At 35.6% G+C, this 15,580-nt stretch carries 17 protein-coding genes, 2 pseudogenes and 1 other annotated feature; of the genes and pseudogenes, 7 read left to right on the forward strand and 12 right to left on the reverse strand.

Going from position 1 to position 15,580, the window contains the following annotated elements; translation table 11 throughout:
- The first annotated feature begins 228 nt into the window (after positions 1-228).
- Positions 229-485, forward strand: a binding site (T-box leader).
- A gap of 66 nt (positions 486-551) precedes the next feature.
- Positions 552-1,823, forward strand: coding sequence for an MFS transporter (locus IHV09_RS12120; RefSeq protein WP_197264615.1), 1,272 nt, complete (start codon positions 552-554; stop codon positions 1,821-1,823).
- A 248-nt stretch (positions 1,824-2,071) separates the two neighbouring features.
- Here the strand turns inward: IHV09_RS12120 and IHV09_RS12125 are convergent.
- Both IHV09_RS12125 and IHV09_RS12130 read right to left on the reverse strand, forming a co-directional pair.
- Positions 2,072-2,521, reverse strand: a pseudogene (locus tag IHV09_RS12125) (N-acetyltransferase family protein).
- 129 nt (positions 2,522-2,650) lie between these two features.
- Positions 2,651-3,115 carry a GNAT family N-acetyltransferase gene (locus IHV09_RS12130; RefSeq protein WP_231618289.1) on the reverse strand — a complete coding sequence of 155 codons (465 nt, stop codon included), beginning with the start codon at positions 3,113-3,115 and terminating at the stop codon, positions 2,651-2,653.
- 142 nt (positions 3,116-3,257) lie between these two features.
- Here IHV09_RS12130 and IHV09_RS12135 point away from each other — a divergent pair, with 142 nt between their 5' ends.
- Positions 3,258-3,884: a class I SAM-dependent methyltransferase gene (locus IHV09_RS12135; protein ID WP_197264616.1), complete on the forward strand. Its 627-nt coding sequence runs from the start codon at positions 3,258-3,260 to the stop codon at positions 3,882-3,884.
- A 146-nt stretch (positions 3,885-4,030) separates the two neighbouring features.
- Here the strand turns inward: IHV09_RS12135 and IHV09_RS12140 are convergent.
- Positions 4,031-4,522, reverse strand: a pseudogene (locus IHV09_RS12140) (undecaprenyl-diphosphatase); the annotation flags it as partial.
- Between the two features lie 373 nt (positions 4,523-4,895).
- The gene (locus tag IHV09_RS12145; protein ID WP_231618290.1) at positions 4,896-5,096 is read right to left on the reverse strand and encodes a DUF1272 domain-containing protein; all 201 of its coding nucleotides are present in this window, start codon (positions 5,094-5,096) and stop codon (positions 4,896-4,898) included.
- Positions 5,097-5,254: 158 nt separating this feature from the next.
- Here IHV09_RS12145 and IHV09_RS12150 point away from each other — a divergent pair, with 158 nt between their 5' ends.
- Entirely contained in the window at positions 5,255-5,677 is a 423-nt protein-coding gene (locus tag IHV09_RS12150; RefSeq protein ID WP_197191594.1) for an Lrp/AsnC family transcriptional regulator, read from the forward strand.
- Positions 5,678-5,810: 133 nt separating this feature from the next.
- On the opposite strand, the gene IHV09_RS12155 is transcribed toward IHV09_RS12150, so the two are convergent.
- On the reverse strand, positions 5,811-6,431 hold the full coding sequence (locus tag IHV09_RS12155) for a chloramphenicol phosphotransferase CPT family protein (RefSeq protein WP_197264618.1): 621 nt from the start codon (positions 6,429-6,431) through the stop codon (positions 5,811-5,813).
- A gap of 56 nt (positions 6,432-6,487) precedes the next feature.
- A complete protein-coding gene (locus IHV09_RS12160) occupies positions 6,488-7,162 on the reverse strand; it encodes a GntR family transcriptional regulator (protein ID WP_197264619.1) in 675 nt (224 codons plus the stop codon).
- Between the two features lie 142 nt (positions 7,163-7,304).
- Here IHV09_RS12160 and IHV09_RS12165 point away from each other — a divergent pair, with 142 nt between their 5' ends.
- Positions 7,305-8,138: a YitT family protein gene (locus IHV09_RS12165; RefSeq protein ID WP_197191591.1), complete on the forward strand. Its 834-nt coding sequence runs from the start codon at positions 7,305-7,307 to the stop codon at positions 8,136-8,138.
- A gap of 253 nt (positions 8,139-8,391) precedes the next feature.
- Positions 8,392-9,036 (forward strand): YdcF family protein, encoded by a 645-nt coding sequence (locus IHV09_RS12170; RefSeq protein ID WP_231618291.1) that lies wholly within the window; start codon positions 8,392-8,394, stop codon positions 9,034-9,036.
- Between the two features lie 109 nt (positions 9,037-9,145).
- Here IHV09_RS12170 and IHV09_RS12175 read toward each other — a convergent pair whose 3' ends face one another.
- The 5 genes from IHV09_RS12175 to IHV09_RS12195 all read right to left on the reverse strand — a co-directional run bounded on the left by IHV09_RS12175 (position 9,146) and on the right by IHV09_RS12195 (position 13,051).
- Complete coding sequence (locus IHV09_RS12175; RefSeq protein WP_197191589.1) at positions 9,146-9,925, reverse strand: TVP38/TMEM64 family protein; 780 nt, start codon at positions 9,923-9,925, stop codon at positions 9,146-9,148.
- A gap of 135 nt (positions 9,926-10,060) precedes the next feature.
- Complete coding sequence (locus IHV09_RS12180) at positions 10,061-11,137, reverse strand: sensor histidine kinase (RefSeq protein WP_370568980.1); 1,077 nt, start codon at positions 11,135-11,137, stop codon at positions 10,061-10,063.
- A 2-nt stretch (positions 11,138-11,139) separates the two neighbouring features.
- The gene (locus IHV09_RS12185; protein WP_197264621.1) at positions 11,140-11,826 is read right to left on the reverse strand and encodes a response regulator transcription factor; all 687 of its coding nucleotides are present in this window, start codon (positions 11,824-11,826) and stop codon (positions 11,140-11,142) included.
- The gene (locus IHV09_RS12190; protein WP_197191586.1) at positions 11,816-12,406 is read right to left on the reverse strand and encodes a class I SAM-dependent methyltransferase; all 591 of its coding nucleotides are present in this window, start codon (positions 12,404-12,406) and stop codon (positions 11,816-11,818) included. Before IHV09_RS12190 ends, IHV09_RS12185 begins: the two co-directional genes overlap by 11 nt.
- Before the next feature lie 150 nt (positions 12,407-12,556).
- A complete protein-coding gene (locus IHV09_RS12195) occupies positions 12,557-13,051 on the reverse strand; it encodes a DinB family protein (protein ID WP_197191585.1) in 495 nt (164 codons plus the stop codon).
- A 148-nt stretch (positions 13,052-13,199) separates the two neighbouring features.
- On the opposite strand from IHV09_RS12195, the gene IHV09_RS12200 reads away from it, so the two are divergent.
- Complete coding sequence (locus IHV09_RS12200; RefSeq protein WP_197264622.1) at positions 13,200-13,550, forward strand: hypothetical protein; 351 nt, start codon at positions 13,200-13,202, stop codon at positions 13,548-13,550.
- 55 nt (positions 13,551-13,605) lie between these two features.
- On the opposite strand, the gene IHV09_RS12205 is transcribed toward IHV09_RS12200, so the two are convergent.
- Positions 13,606-14,361 carry an alpha/beta hydrolase gene (locus tag IHV09_RS12205; protein WP_197264623.1) on the reverse strand — a complete coding sequence of 252 codons (756 nt, stop codon included), beginning with the start codon at positions 14,359-14,361 and terminating at the stop codon, positions 13,606-13,608.
- A 394-nt stretch (positions 14,362-14,755) separates the two neighbouring features.
- On the opposite strand from IHV09_RS12205, the gene IHV09_RS12210 reads away from it, so the two are divergent.
- Positions 14,756-15,562: a YwqG family protein gene (locus IHV09_RS12210; protein WP_197264624.1), complete on the forward strand. Its 807-nt coding sequence runs from the start codon at positions 14,756-14,758 to the stop codon at positions 15,560-15,562.
- The last annotated feature ends 18 nt before the right edge of the window (positions 15,563-15,580 follow it).

Below are 15,580 nucleotides of genomic sequence, written 5' to 3' on the forward strand. Positions count from 1 at the left end.
TTCTTCCAATTATTGTTCTGTTAATACCATTTTAATTTCATTCCATTAATTTACAATGATAAACTAATAGTTTTCTCATGATATAACTGTTTTAAAGCTTGCCTTCATTTCAATACTTTGTTCAGTAAAAATGATAAATATATGAAAAGGGAAGGAATCTGTTTAAATCCTAACTTAAAAAGACCTTTACTTTCCACCGGGATATTTGGTAAGATTATCCACAATTAAATAAATGCTATGAAGAGAAGAGTATAATCGGCAATTCTTCAAAGAGAGCTCCAGTTGGTGAAAAGGAGTAAGAATTAATGGTTGGAAGCAAGCCTCTGAGCAGCACATTGGATCCATATAGGTGATAGTGTGACAGGTGCTCCTGTTATAGAGCTAGGGTATATGTATGGTTCTTCATACCGTACCTAATAAGGGTAATATGGAGACATATTACCAAACTGGGGTGGCACCGCGACGCGCAATAACTCGTCCTCAAGACAACTGTCTTGGGGGTGAGTTTTTTTATTGTCCAAGTTTAATATCGCAAAGGAGCGGAAATAAAAATGCGTATAAAAATGGTTATGAAGTCGTGGAAATACCCTTCTATTTTATTGACTATTATTGGTATTTCAAGTGTAGGGGAATGGATTTACTTTTTAGCATTAAATTTAATCGTACTTGATATGATGGGTGTACTTGCTGTCTCCGGTCTATATATACTTAGAGCTTTATCTACTTTATTTACTACTATATGGTGTGGTAGCTTAATTGATCGATCGAATAAAAAGCATCTTATGGTGTGGCTCGCACTATTCCGAGCAGTATTTATTGCACTATTGCCATTATTATCATCTATTTGGACAATATACGGCATCGTTTTTTTAATATGTATAGCTAGTTCCATGGCCAATCCTACAACAATGACTTACATTACGAAGTTAATTCCTCAAGTCCGAAGAAAAAGATTTAATTCTCTCGTGAGTTTAATTGATTCTGGGGCATTTGTTACCGGTCCTGCAATTGCGGGAATTATATTTATGAGTGGAACTCCTAATTATGCAATATATATAAATGCAATAGCCTTATTCTTAGCAGCATTCTTCACGTTGTTTATGCCCAATATTGAAAAAAATGATCTAATTAAAACAGAAGACGAAAAAATAACCTTAAAGGTACTGAAAAATGACTGGAAATTAGTTGTTGATTTTAGTCGTAAACATATTTATGTGATGGTCATTTATTTCCTTTTTAGTGCAGTGATGGTTTTGGCAACTGCTGTAGATTCACTGGAAGCAGCATTTGCTACAGAAGTTCTTTCTTTATCAGAGGGGGATTATGGACTCCTGGTAAGTATTGCTGGTGTTGGAATAGTTGTAGGCGCTTTGTTAAACATGATAGTTGTTAAAAAAGTGGCTACCTCTTGGCTAATCGGTCTTGGATCCTTGATGGTATCAAGCGGTTATCTATTCTATGCTTTTTCGGGTACTTTTTTGATGGCAGCAGTTGGTTTTTTCGTTCTATCATTTTCTATGGCTTTTATTAATACAGGATTTTACACATTCTATCAAAATAATGTTCCTGTCGAGGTAATGGGACGAGTTGGTAGTGTTTATGGTTTCATCGAAGCTTTTTTCATCATTATTGGGACTATGATTTTTGGAATCATAGCTGAATCGATATCTATTCAGTTTGTCGTCATATTAGGAACTTTAATCATGTTTACAGTAACGATTATATTATTTATCGTTAACACCCTGCCCTCTAAAGCAGAGTACTATTCTGAGAAACATCAGTTAAGTACTACTGGCTCTGATGAGAATTGTACAACGAGTTAATTTAAGGGTTGCAATAGAAACCCCATTTCTCAGTGCGCGAATGGAGAATTGGGGTTCTATTTGTTTAATAGTCGTGCACACTAACATATCTTTAACCTCATGTTATTTTGGCAAGCAGGTCTTCTTTAATAATCTAATCTATGTTCATTCCTAATCTACAATACTGCTACGTTTGTTTAATAAATTTATAAAAAATCTTTTAATCCTGCTTGGATCAACACACTCTTTTATGGAGTAGAGTTTTCAACTTAGAAGATTAGTTTCATCCCTTCATGACTCGCCAAAAATCCTAAACGTTGATAAAAACGATGTGCTTCATCACATTGCTTGTCAGTTGTCAATTGAACAAGACCGCATTTCTCAGATTTCGCGATAGCAATCGCTTCTTTAAACAAGTCTTCTCCTACCCCTTTTCCACGGTAGCGCTGATCGACACGTACCCCTTCGATTTGTGCTCGTTTCATCCCTTGTCTTGCTAAACCAGGAATAATCGTTAACTAAAGGCAGCCAATCACCGTTTGACCGTCAATAGCTAAAATAATCTGATTTCCAACTTGTGCTTCAATTGCCGCAAATGCTTTATAATAATCAGCTGGCAATGGCTCTGCATAACGTTCTCGTTGGGTTCCTAATTCATCATCAGCAAGTAAGCGAACAATTGCTGGTAAATCTTCCTCATTTGCTTTTCGAAAATTCATAGAAATTCACTCCTTCTGCCTAAGAAAATCACTATAATATTCTTTTTCAGTAGAAATCACAAATCCTTCATTATGCCATTTAGTCATTACTGCATTTCCAAAGAATATAAGAAAATGCATTTATAAATCTTACAAAGACTGTTCCATATTTGCTCTCCACTCATACTGAATATCTGGCAGGTTTTCTTCATTCTCATGGCCTCTTCCAATAATCTTGAAACCATTCTTTTCATAAAAACGTTGTGCTTTCTTGTTTACTTCAAATGTGTACAGAGTTAACTTTCCACTGGAGTGATCCTTTGCTCGTTGAAGCAATGCATAACCCATACCCGATTTTTGATAATCATGGTGAACATACAGTTGGTTTATTTCGGTTTGATTATATGCAATCAATCCAACAACATTTTCATCAACCATCGCTAGTTCGACGACAAACTCTTTCGTTAGGATACTATTCAGAAAGTACACATGACTTTCAAAACTATGAGACTCTTTTACACCTATTGCCTCGAGTTTACTATCACGCCACATTTTAACGGTTTGTTCAGCAAAATCAGATGAATAGGTTATGATATTAACATTGAGACTCTTCAAGCTAATCTGTCCCTTCAAAATGATTATCACTCTTCCCAATTATAAAGTTAAAAATGGATTTTAAACAGAGTTAAGAGGGTTTACCTAGAGCTTAAGGGAATAAGAAGAAAGATGGTTTAAATTAGTGTTAAAGGAGAAAATGATGAAATTACTTCATGCGGTAAAAGAGTATATAGATCGTCATTATGAAACGCCAAAGGGATTGATTGGTACATATATCGTAGAAAAGATGGTCAGACAGCATAAACCTGAGACAGAGTGGACAATAGGACAATTGGAACTTGAAGAACAAGACAAAGTGTTGGAACTTGGTTGTGGTGCCGGCTATGCGATACAAATGATCACAGGAAAATATGGTGTTCGGGAAATTGTAGGATTAGATCTGTCTTCAACTGCGATTCGATCGGCTGCGGCACGAAATCAAAAGGAAATCAATAATAAAAGAGCTAGACTAGTCCAAGCAAATTTCAACAACCTTCCTTTTAGTGACGATACGTTCACTAAGTTATATAGTATTCAAACCATTTATTTTTGGAGTGAAGTCGATACCATCATTTCAGAAATTTATAGAGTACTTAGGCCAGGTGGATTGGTAGTTATTACTTTTTCTAGTGGTAAAGATAATGAAACTTGGGAAAGTGTGAAGGAAGTCTCAGAAAATCAAGTGATGCCGTTAATGATGTATACTGGATTTAAGAATGTTTCCTTAGTGAGAGGACCTGATTCTAGGGGTTTTCATACAGTCTCTATCAAAGGTACAAAGGTGTAAAACATTTTTTCTTAAGATTGTTTGAATTGATACTTATACCAGACGTCAAAATGACAGATTGGCATCTGGTATTTTTTTTATATCTTACAGTTAAAGATAGGTCTTCTAAGCAGTACAGCTATTGGTTTCATTTTCATAATGAATTAATGGGTAGCAAGTGCGATTAGTATCCCGTTCAATGCACCAGCCACTACATCAAATGGATAATGAACACCTACCCAAACTCTTGAAAACGTGATCAAGATAGCAAACATAAACCATACGTACCTATACCTTAACGTTACCAACATTAAAGTGACGGCAATTGAGATTGCAGATGATGCATGATCACTAGGAAAAGAAGAGTTAGCCGTATGCTCTACCAATTGAATGATGTCATGTGAGATAAACGGCCTCTCTCTATACATGAACAACTCAATCAGTCGATTTACTGAGTAAGATAATGAAAATGCAACCAACACTTGAAATACGATTATCCTGTCAGTTTTTTTATTTCTCCACCACAGCATGATCAATAATAAAACAAATGCATACTGAACGTATTCCGCAAAGAAAATCATGAAATTATCGATTAGCGGATAGCTTGAAACGATTTCGTTAATGAACATAAACCACTTATAATCTGTTTCTAGAATCATATTCCCTCCTATAATTAAAATCTTTCTTTTAAGAATAATGAAAGTTGTAAGGTTTTCATATGATTCCTCTCTAACAGTTTTATGGAATTTGCAGAATTTTTCTAAGCTATGATTTTAAAACAAAAAAACAGCCATATAGGCTGCCATCCGTTTATTTCGTTTGTGAAGGTGTAGATATTAGTTGAGATATGTATCCGTTCAAATCAAAATCTTTGTTCCCTGCATACTCGCTTAGTTTCACAGTCGTCATTAGCATTTTAGTTCCTCCTAAAATGAGTTTATTGTTATTAGTATTATTACCAAACTCGTAACCTATTAAACGCATTTTAGTAAATATTTTTTAGATTTGCTTGATTGTGATATAAAAGCAGCCTCATTTACTTAATACACAACTTATTATTTGTGACCCCGCTTTTGGACGTCTAACGAGTTCCCCACTACAGTTCATGCAAATATGATTCATCTCTGTTGTGCATGTTGGGCAATACGTACATTCATGGACACAAATGTAAGCATCCGACTTTTCATGAAGCTCTACAGAACATTTTTCACATTGCTTTCTCATCTCTAACATATTATTAACCCCTTTTTGTTGTAATTATCTCTTACATATATTATATTTTTCCCAGAACTGTTTTAACATGGAATATTAACGCTATTTCTTATGGATTTCTTTGAAAACATCGGAAAAAGAATAAATGCTCCTAAATTTTTAAAGTCGAGGAGAAAGATATGGACGAAATTGATAAAGAGATCCTTTTACATTTGCAGCAAGATGCTCGAGTATCGATTACGGCATTAGGTAAGAAAGTTGGTCTTTCAAACCCTGCCGTTCATGAACGAGTTAAGAAGCTGGAGGATAAGCAGATTATTGAGGGTTATAAGGCAATTATTAATCCTGAAAAAATGAATAAACCGATCATGGCTTTTATCTTATACGACAATACGAAATGCAAGCAGTTTGTTGATTTCTGTAAAGATCACCGTGATGTGATCGAATGTCACCGCCTAGCTGGACAGTATAACTATCTGATTAAAATCGTTACCCATTCCGTACAATCATTGGAAAGTTTCATAGATGAATCCATGTCATTTGGACAACCTTCTACGTTAATCAGACTTTCATCTCCCGTATCGGATAAATCTTTAAGTTAAATAAACAGAATAGGAAAACCAAAAAAGACTGAAACATAAGGTTACAAAACATCCCTTTGATCAGTCTTTTCTATGTATTCGTATGATGAATTTCAATAACTTTTACTAAAAATGGCTTGTTAGGTAATTGTTCTTAATTATCACTCCGTATTTTTTGAAGAGCTATAGGAGGAGAACCTTCATAAACCCTTTGATGAACTTTTGCTGCACATTCTTCTGGAGTATATAAGGAAGTATCCACCTCTAAATCATAAATACCAGGAATATGAACAAGTTTCTGCCAGAGTTCTATTGGTTTTGGTATATTTCCTTCCGGTGTATAGCCTTTTTTCCAGGTTTCTATCCGTCGTTTCATCACAGTTTCAATTGGACAGCGCACACCAATCAACCATGCTGGTGTCCCGTTAAGAATCTGTGCAGCTTGCTGAAGAATATTACGCTCTACAGAATAACCATCATGATGACCAACATCCACTATGACATTCATGCCCTCACGACTGAAAGCTACAATTGATTTGTACATAGCAAGATACATTCTCTGTATGATTGGCTCCAAATCGGGCCTTTCCCCACCTGGTCTTAAACCTATGCTTGGCTGAAATTTCTCAGGTGTCATATCCATGATACGGTCCACTCCAATATTCATCCATACACCTTCAAATTCATTTTGAATCACTGAGGCAATGCTCGATTTCCCTGATCGAGGCGTACCATTTAGGATAATAATCCTTCCCTGTATTTCTGTTTGATCCATACTAAAACTCCTTTTGTCTTTGATCAAGTCATTCAAAGCCAAGGTGTGCTCCCTATTTAAAACAAGGTTGTAAGAGACTGATAATTTAATTTATCCTGCTGAAGCTTAGTTAAACTGTTATCAAGATGCTGCAGAAGTAAAGCTCGTAAGTTTTCCTCTTCTCCCTTTTCAATGTATTGGATCATTCGCTCGTGTTCAAGGATGTCTAGTTCTTCATTGTTAGAATCTTCATTAAAGACATCATAAAGCACCATATAAATGGTGATCTGACTCAAAATTTTGTTCATAAATTCAATTAAATACCTGTTTCCACTCGCTGTGGCTAATACAAGATGAAAAGCATTGTTTTTCTCTTGATACGGTACGATCTTTCGTTCTATAAAAGCGGACTTCATCTCAATAAGAAGTTGTTTAAGTTGTTTAACGTCATCCAAGTTAAGATTGGAAAACCCTTTCTGAATCGACATCTCCTCAAGCGTTTTTCTCATCTCAAACGCTTGAATCATTTCCTCGATCGTTGGTTGAACGATGAATGCACCTTTGTTTGGAATAACATTCACTAATCCTTCTGATTTAAGCTTCATGATCGCACTTCGAATTGGCGTCCTGCTCGCATTGACCTTTTCAGCAATAGCACTTTCAAATAACTGGTTACCTGGTGCAATTTGTCTATTCAAGATTGCGTTCTTTATTAAGTGATAAACTCTTTGTTCTACTGTTTCTTTACGCATTTTAAAATTACCTGCCTAACCGTTCTTTTACCTTATTCTAACACAGAAAATAATTAATTGAACAAAATTGTAGAACAATCTTGTTCGAAGTAATTCATTATGATATATTATCCTAGGTATTCAGGTTGAACGGAGTGATAATATGAACCACACAGGAAAAGAAATTACTTTAATTATTATTGGATCCCTGTTCTTTGCACTAGGGGTAAATTGGTTCGCCATCCCAAACGAATTAGGTGAGGGCGGCGTTACCGGTATTTCGATGACTCTGTATTATGTATTAGGCTGGTCACCAGGTCTTACAAACTTTATTATGAACGGTTTCCTTTTAGCCATTGGTTATAAAGTCTTAAATAAACGAGTGACATGGTATACGATGGTTGCTATCTTCTTTACCTCTCTATTTATTCATTTAACAGAAGGTATGGGTAACCCTGTTGACATTATGCTTGGCACTGTTTTTGCAGGTGTATTCATCGGAATCGGGTTGGGGCTCGTGTTGCGTTCAGGCGGAACAACAGGTGGCTCGACCATCATTGCGCGAATGCTGAACCAGCATTTCGGCTGGGGTGTTAGTACGACTATGTTTGTTTTTGATATTCTTGTCGTTATCGGTTCTGCATTTGTCATCGGGATTGAAAATACGATGTACACGGGAATATCCATTTATATTAGTACAAAGATTTTGGATTACTTAATTGATGGTTTTGATACAAGAAAAGCTGTCACGATCATTTCTGAAAACACAGATGAGATTGCTAAGAAAGTAAGCGATGAGATGGATCGTGGCGTTACCATTATTAATGCAAGAGGCCATTACTCGAACGAAGCTAAAGATATTTTGTACGTCGTGATCAATAAACAAGAGCTATTTCTGTTAAAGAAGATGATCCAACGTGTTGACGAAAAAGCATTTGTTGTAGTCCATGATGTAAGAGATGTATTTGGAGAAGGATTTACTTTTCCTAAAACTTAAGATTCACTCTCTATAAACGTATACAAAAAGGTCGATTCATTTTATTGAATCGGCCCTTTATGATTTTAAAGCTCTTTTTATAGCCCTTTATTCTCCACTCTATTTGACCTTCAACATTTAATATTTCAGTACTAAACTCATTCGGTCATAAAGTAGCAAAAACACGCACAAACAAGAATTAATACTTGCAAAAACCCTTATATGTAATATATTGTTAAATATAGAATTATAATCTAATTAAAGGAGTTCAAGTATGAATCCTATTATTCCTAAAGAACCCGTTATTCCAGATTTAAGGGAAATTGACGTTGAGTTATTGACTGCTATTACTTTTGAAAAAGAGGTAAGACCTCAAAAATGTGATGCTCTTTTTGTATTTAGTGGCACTCATAGTGGGCATTGGGAAAAAGCTATTGAAGCTTATCATCGTAACTACATAGAAACAATTATTGTTACTGGCGGAAGAAGTTTAACAGGTATTCCCCATCCCCATTGGGAAGGCAATACAGATCGTGAAGTCTCTGAGGCACAAGTTATTGTCTCTTTTTTAATACGTGCAGGAATACCTTCACACATTATTTTTAGTGAAGAAAAATCTACTAACTCTCTTGAAAATGTTAAATGCGCTCTAGAAGTTTTTGACTTTACGAAGATTCAATCGTTAATGGTGGTTTGTAAAAGTCATGCTACTGGCAGACAAATAAGGACCTTAAAAAAGCATTTACCAAATCAAATTGAGTACATTCCTTTTACATTCAATACTGTTTACAAAGGAACCGAAGTGAACAGAAACAATTGGATGGAAACAGAAATGGAAGAAAGCGTGTATGGGGAGAATATTTACGGATTAACCATTATGGAATTAAAGGAGATATTCTTCCTTTGGATGTATGTCTGATAGATTAAATCTAGTTTGATACGAATAGTAATAAAGCTCGGTCTATGCGAGCTTTATTACTTTAATTGATCCAGCTCGCTTTCATCGGAGCGGGCAATAACCACATAAGTTAAAATAGATCCGTCACTCGTAAAGAATAAGCCAACGAGAATGTAGTAACTAGCTTTGCTAATACAGCAATCATTATAAAGCGTCTTGTTTTAACACCGCTCACTCCAGCACCGACACAAATAATTTCATCTGGCAACACAGGAACGATGAACAACAAAACGATGATCCACATTTCATTCTTCTTAACAAAACGATGATATTGATCTAATTGTTTTTCATTTACTAAACGTTGTACCATTTTCATTCCAAAAGTTCGAGATAAATAAAACATCGTAAGAATCCCTAACACAGCGCCCATGAATCCTAAGATAAAAGCGGTGAACGGGCCTAGAGCAGCACTTCCCGCTACGACAGTTACGATTTCTGGAACGGGCAACATAATGGGTTGAGCATAACACACAGAAAAATAGATAAGTTTGGCAAGTTCCAGGTTCTCGTTTAGGATCGTCTCTAACCCTTTGTTATCAAGAGTAACAATCATGCGACTCAAACCATATGTGAGAAAAATGGCTGCCATTAATAAGCTATACACAATCGAGACCGTCTTCATTTTTTCGAAAAATGTGTCCCACTTCAAACTATAAGATGCTATTAACAGGAAGATAACACTACACCCAATGATTAGAAAAATTGTCTTAAATGATGGTTCAACTGTAGCTAGTGATTGAGAAAGAAGGTATATGGAAACGAACAGTATTCCTAAATGCATGATAAAGCTATACCTATACGGATTGACGATTTTATATGATAACGTACCCCGTTGTGTTTTTAAATTCATTTAACATCCAACCTCTTTTCTTACTGTTACATTTATTATGTAAAACAAATCTTAAGAAAAGCTTAGGAAAATTCTTAACGATTCTTAACTTTTTCCAACTAAAAAAGCTTATGAAGCATGCTTCATAAGCTTTGATCAAATTGGAAGTTTGATAATAATCGTGAGCCAGCCATGCATATACTCCGCTTGTATATGACCTCCATGTAGTTCTACAATCCTTTTTGAAATAGCAAGTCCAAGTCCCGTTCCTTCATGCTCGCTTCGGGCTTTGTCTCCTACTAAAAAACGCTCAAATAATTGATTAATATCTCGTACTTCTGGTCTTTCTGTTTGATTGGACAGCCTAAATTCAGCATGATTGGATTGTATGTCTAAAGTAGCTTTAACAACAGAAGGTTTCGCGCTGTACTTTATGGCATTCATAAAAAGATTGTCATAAACACGGACCATTTTTTCAATATCCATAGAAGTTAGAACTTCTTCTTTTGGTATATCCTTTATAACAGTTAGGTCTTCCTTTTCAAAGATAGGAACGTATTCCCCGATCAATTGTTCTAATAAACCCGTCATTTCTACATCATTCATGTCTAATTTCACATCTGGACTTGTTAAACGAGTATATTCAAAAAGCTCATTGATTAGAGCTTCAAGCCGCTTTGATTTTGAGTAAGTCGTATCATGATATTCTTTTAGTTGATCTTGGCTCGAATAATGCCCCTTTCTCAGCAAGTCTAGATACCCAATGATGGATGTTAAAGGGGAGCGCAAATCATGGGATATATTTGTAATCAATTCATTTTTCGCTATTTCAAGTTGTCTTTCATATTCAAACTTACTTGATAATTCCTTAGACATACTATTAACATCTTCGGCAAGCTTGCTTAATTCATCGTTTCCCTGCAATTCAATCGTCATTCCCAATTTTCCGTTGGCGATTTCATTAATACTTTCTGTAATACGCTTTATATAAATGATTTTGTTTCGTATCAATGCTAAGAAGGTAACAATAAAAGAAAAAATAACAAAAGTAAAAATCAGAAAAACGATAAAATTATAGGTAGTTGCACCAATATCTTCAATAGTAAGATATTGAAGATTATAGAGATGCAAAATAATTTGAGAGATGATAATCATAACCACAGTTGACACAATAAAGCTAACAGCAACTGCTACCAGGAGTTTTACAAGTAACGATATTTTAATCCGCTTTATACTCATATTTTATAGCCGACTCCCCAAACCGTTTTGATATAGATGGGTCTCTTCGGATCTTCTTCAATTTTTTCTCTTATCTTTGTTATATGAACCATGACAGTACTGTCTGACTTATAGAAATCTTCTTGCCATACCGCTTCATATATCTTCTCAATACTCATAACGATACCTTTATTACGGGCAAGTAGCTCTAGAATAGAGAACTCTTTCGGTGTGAGTCTGACATCATTCCCTCTCACCCATACTTGACGGGTTTCTGTATTGATCTTAAGATCTCCAATCTCAATGAATTCCCTACTTGGATCAGTATCTTGGTTGTATTTTCGATATCTTCTGAGCTGGGATTTAACACGTGCCATTAATTCTAAAGGATTAAACGGTTTGGATAAGTAATCATCAGCACCAGCTGCTAGTCCTTGAATCTTGTCCATATCTTCGGACTTAGCAGAGAGCATAATAATCGGCAAATTTCTCTCTTGCCTTATTCTTATACACGCTTGGATCCCATCCATCTCAGGCATCATAATATCTAATATGATAAGATCAAAATCCTTTTTCTCCAATTGTTCTAACGCATCTATTGCATTTTCCGACTGTACTGTATACATTCCTTCATTTTCTAAATAAACGGAAATCAAATTCCGAATATCACTATCATCATCAACGATTAAGACTCTAGATTGCATAAGTCCCCTCCATCTTTTCTTCTTCTAATGAACAACATAATACCATAGCAGGTGGGACATTTCGTATCTCAATACTTACATCCACTTTTGAAAAGAACTGTTCAATATATGCTTTCATTACGTTTGAATATTGAAACGTAACAAACTTTCCATTCTTTCTTAACACTTTTGAAGTTTTAAACAGGATACGATTTGAAACGGTCTTTGGTAAGCTCGCAAAGGGAAGTCCTGATATGACGTAATCTACAAATGGAATACCGCATTTTTCAAGGTACCAATCAACCTTTTCAGCTGACCCATTGTATATGTAGAGATTATCCACCTCTTTGTATTTCTGTACAAGTATTTTGTAGAATTCCTCATTGCTTTCAAATAAGATGATAATCGTATTAGGCTTACGATTTTGTAGCAGCTTGTCGGTAAAAACACCCGTACCCGGTCCGTATTCTAAAATGTATCTTGCTTGCTCAAAATTGATACTCTTTACCATCTTATCAGCTAGATAACTTGAACTTGGAAGAATGGCTCCTACTGATCGGGGATTACTTATATACTGTGCTAAAAAGGACAAAAATTTCACAATTATTCACTCCGATTGTTTGAATGTATAGCCATTCTATAATTCAAACCTAAAGAATTAAGAGGAATAATCCTTAAGAATTCTTAAGTTTAAGGCATAAAAAAACTGCATCCCCATTCTTATGGTTGAGATGCAGCCATATTTCTTTTATTATTTTGCTTCTACCGTGTCCACTTTCCAACTTTTCTGCAGCTTTCGAATCATGATAATCTGTCCGATGTGGTACGCATTGTGTGTAGCTGCATTCCCGATGAGTTCCCACCATTTTGCAGGGACAGGAAAACCATTTACTTCCCGCTCTACTTTCTCTTCTGACAAAAGACCTTGCCATCTCAAAAGAACATCCAGCAGTTCTTCTTTTAAATGAGAGAAACTTTCATGTTCTGAAATCACAAAACTTTTGTCGTTATCTCCAATAGAAGGCACTGCTTGAACATGAGACTCATCGTAACGGGTTTGCCACGTCTTATTCCAATAAAGGAGATGCTGAACAATTTGCGCGATACTATGACAGTCTTTGTTCGGTTTCCAAAAAGCATCACTTTCCGAAAGGTTTTCTACTGATTCATTAAATGGCAGATACCAGCTAGCGTCGTTGGCATTGGCTAACAGTTGATCGGCTAAAAGATGTTTTACATGAACCATACGTTTCACTCTCCTACCTATTTGACTAACTGTTTTCATTTAAGTCTATACGATCCATTCTCGTTACTCCGTGTCTTTCCTTTATAATATTTAGAGATTATTATAAATTAGGAAACATTATCAAAAGACGTTAGACGGAGTGTTGCATATGGAATGTTGTTGCGAAAATATGAATATTTATGAATTAAAATTAGAAGCTGATGTTGATACTGATCCTGTTTGGTGTAATCGGTGCGGCTGTAACTTAGAACTTGATGAACTACCTATTTCTTTAGAACTAAAAGAGAAGTTGCGAGATTGGGCTATTCAATACGGAGAATGGATCGATTGGGATAACGATAAATTACGTGAAAATGGTCTAGAGCTCGAAAAAGAGCATAATCAAATGGGTCAATTCCTTTCATCAAAAATACAGAAAGAGCTCAAAGGCACCTACACCGTTCTTTTCTCTCCATCTCATTCTGCAATCCATTATATGAATAAAGAATCTCGGTTATAAACACAAAGAAAACCCGAATTGTTGCTGGCGGTTCGGGTTTGTTTTTTTGATTGACTTACGCATTAACTTTTTTACATATTTTGTCTATGAACTGCAGTGTTTCATCAATAATTAGCTGTTGGTCATTGTCGAGTGTAGCAACATGGTAACTGTTCTTTAAATAAATAATCTGTTTGTTTCGAGATGAAATGGAATCATAGATGGTTTGAGAGTTATTGGGTGGTACAACATGATCTTCTGTTGATACAAAAATGAGTGCGGGACATGTGACAGTATGAAGATTTTCTTTAACTTTTTTCATTAACAATACAATTTCTTTTAGAGATTGAACTGGAGTTTTTTCATAGGCAAGTTCTTTCACATCCGGATTCTTCAAGTCTGAACCGATGGCGTCTAGAAATCGATGGTTGGAATGTTGCATGTTTTCCATGTCTTGGATGTCGATCGCTGCATTGATTGGAATGATTGCTTTAATATCAGGATATGTTTCTGCAACATATAACGTAAGTGTTCCTCCCATAGAGAGACCCGTTACAAAAATGGTGTCACAACGTTCTTTCAACCATTGGTAACCTTCTTCAATGGAAGCAATCCAATCATGATATGTAGTCTTTTCCATATCCTCATAATGGGTACCATGCCCCTTCAGCCTCGGACCACATACGGTATATCCTGCCTTTGCGTATGCCTCTCCCAAAGGACGCATACTTTGCGTAGAACCAGTAAAACCATGAGAAATCAATATTCCCACCTTGTTGCCTTCAAAATAAAAAGGTTGAGCTTCAGCCATTACAGAATGCTTCTCTGTCATACGAATCCCTCCATTTCACTACAACTTACCCTATTCATTCAAGAAAGTAACACCATTACCTGCAAAAATCTCCCTAAGTTATTTAGCTTTTGTTTTCATGATTCTTTGGTTTTGACCAATCTAAAATGAAGACAACGATTACATAAAGCAAGGGTATAATGAGATTTTCTAATAATTGCAGTTCTTTATATCTGTAAAAGTCGAAAGCAATTAATGTTAAATAAATCGGTACAAAATAAAATAAATATTTTTGGACTCTCCCCATCTTCACACCTCTAATATATATTTATGCTTCATTTCGACTTACTTAAATGACTATATATGACCATATATTTTTATTGTAATACGATTACTGGAAACTTACACTTAAAAGAAAAGGAGAATATTACACACTATGACTTTATCACTTCCAAAAGCATTAGAACCTTATAGGAGCGACATCGAGAAAACGGTTGTTCCTTTTGTTTCAATACAAGCTACACGTCAGTCCACCTCTTTAAAAGACAGCAAAATCGGAGGATCTCCTTACTTGCCTGCAGGAGTTTCATACCCTTTTGATTCTTCTGGTTTACCAATGGCTCTTCTCTGCCAACTTAATTTTGAGGAAATCCCTCACCTCGAACACTTCCCAACGACTGGGATTTTGCAATTCTATCTTTCTAAAAATGATGATGTGATGGGTATGGATTTTGATAACCCGACTAATCAAAGTAACTTCCGCGTAATCTATCATGAGAATATTGAACAGACTCACGCAATAGACTCTTTCACTTCGGAAAATTCGATAGAGGAGCACCTTCCTTTTAATGGGGAATACCGTTTATCTTTTTCTTTGTCAAAAGAAGGACTAGGTGTCAGTGATTTTCAATTTGAAGAAAGTTATGAATCTATTGATATGAACCAGGCTACTGGTGGAGAAAATATGTGGGGAGAAGAAACACTTTATGACCTTTTCTGTGAACACGTTGAGAACATGGGACACAAAATAGGCGGATACGCGTACTTTTCACAAACAGATCCACGTGATTATGGAACGCAATTTGATGATTACCGCATTACGTTGCTTCAGATTGATACAGATGACGAAGGTGAGAATGACATCATGTGGGGAGATGCAGGTGTAGGCAACTTTTTTATTACGAAAGAAGATTTAAGAAATAAGGACTTTTCTCGCGTTCTATTCAACTGGGATTGTCATTAATAAAAAAAAGGGCAACTT

It is taken from the genome of Fictibacillus sp. 23RED33 (assembly GCF_015903925.1).
GTDB classification, from domain to species: Bacteria; Bacillota; Bacilli; order Bacillales; family Fictibacillaceae; genus Fictibacillus; species Fictibacillus phosphorivorans.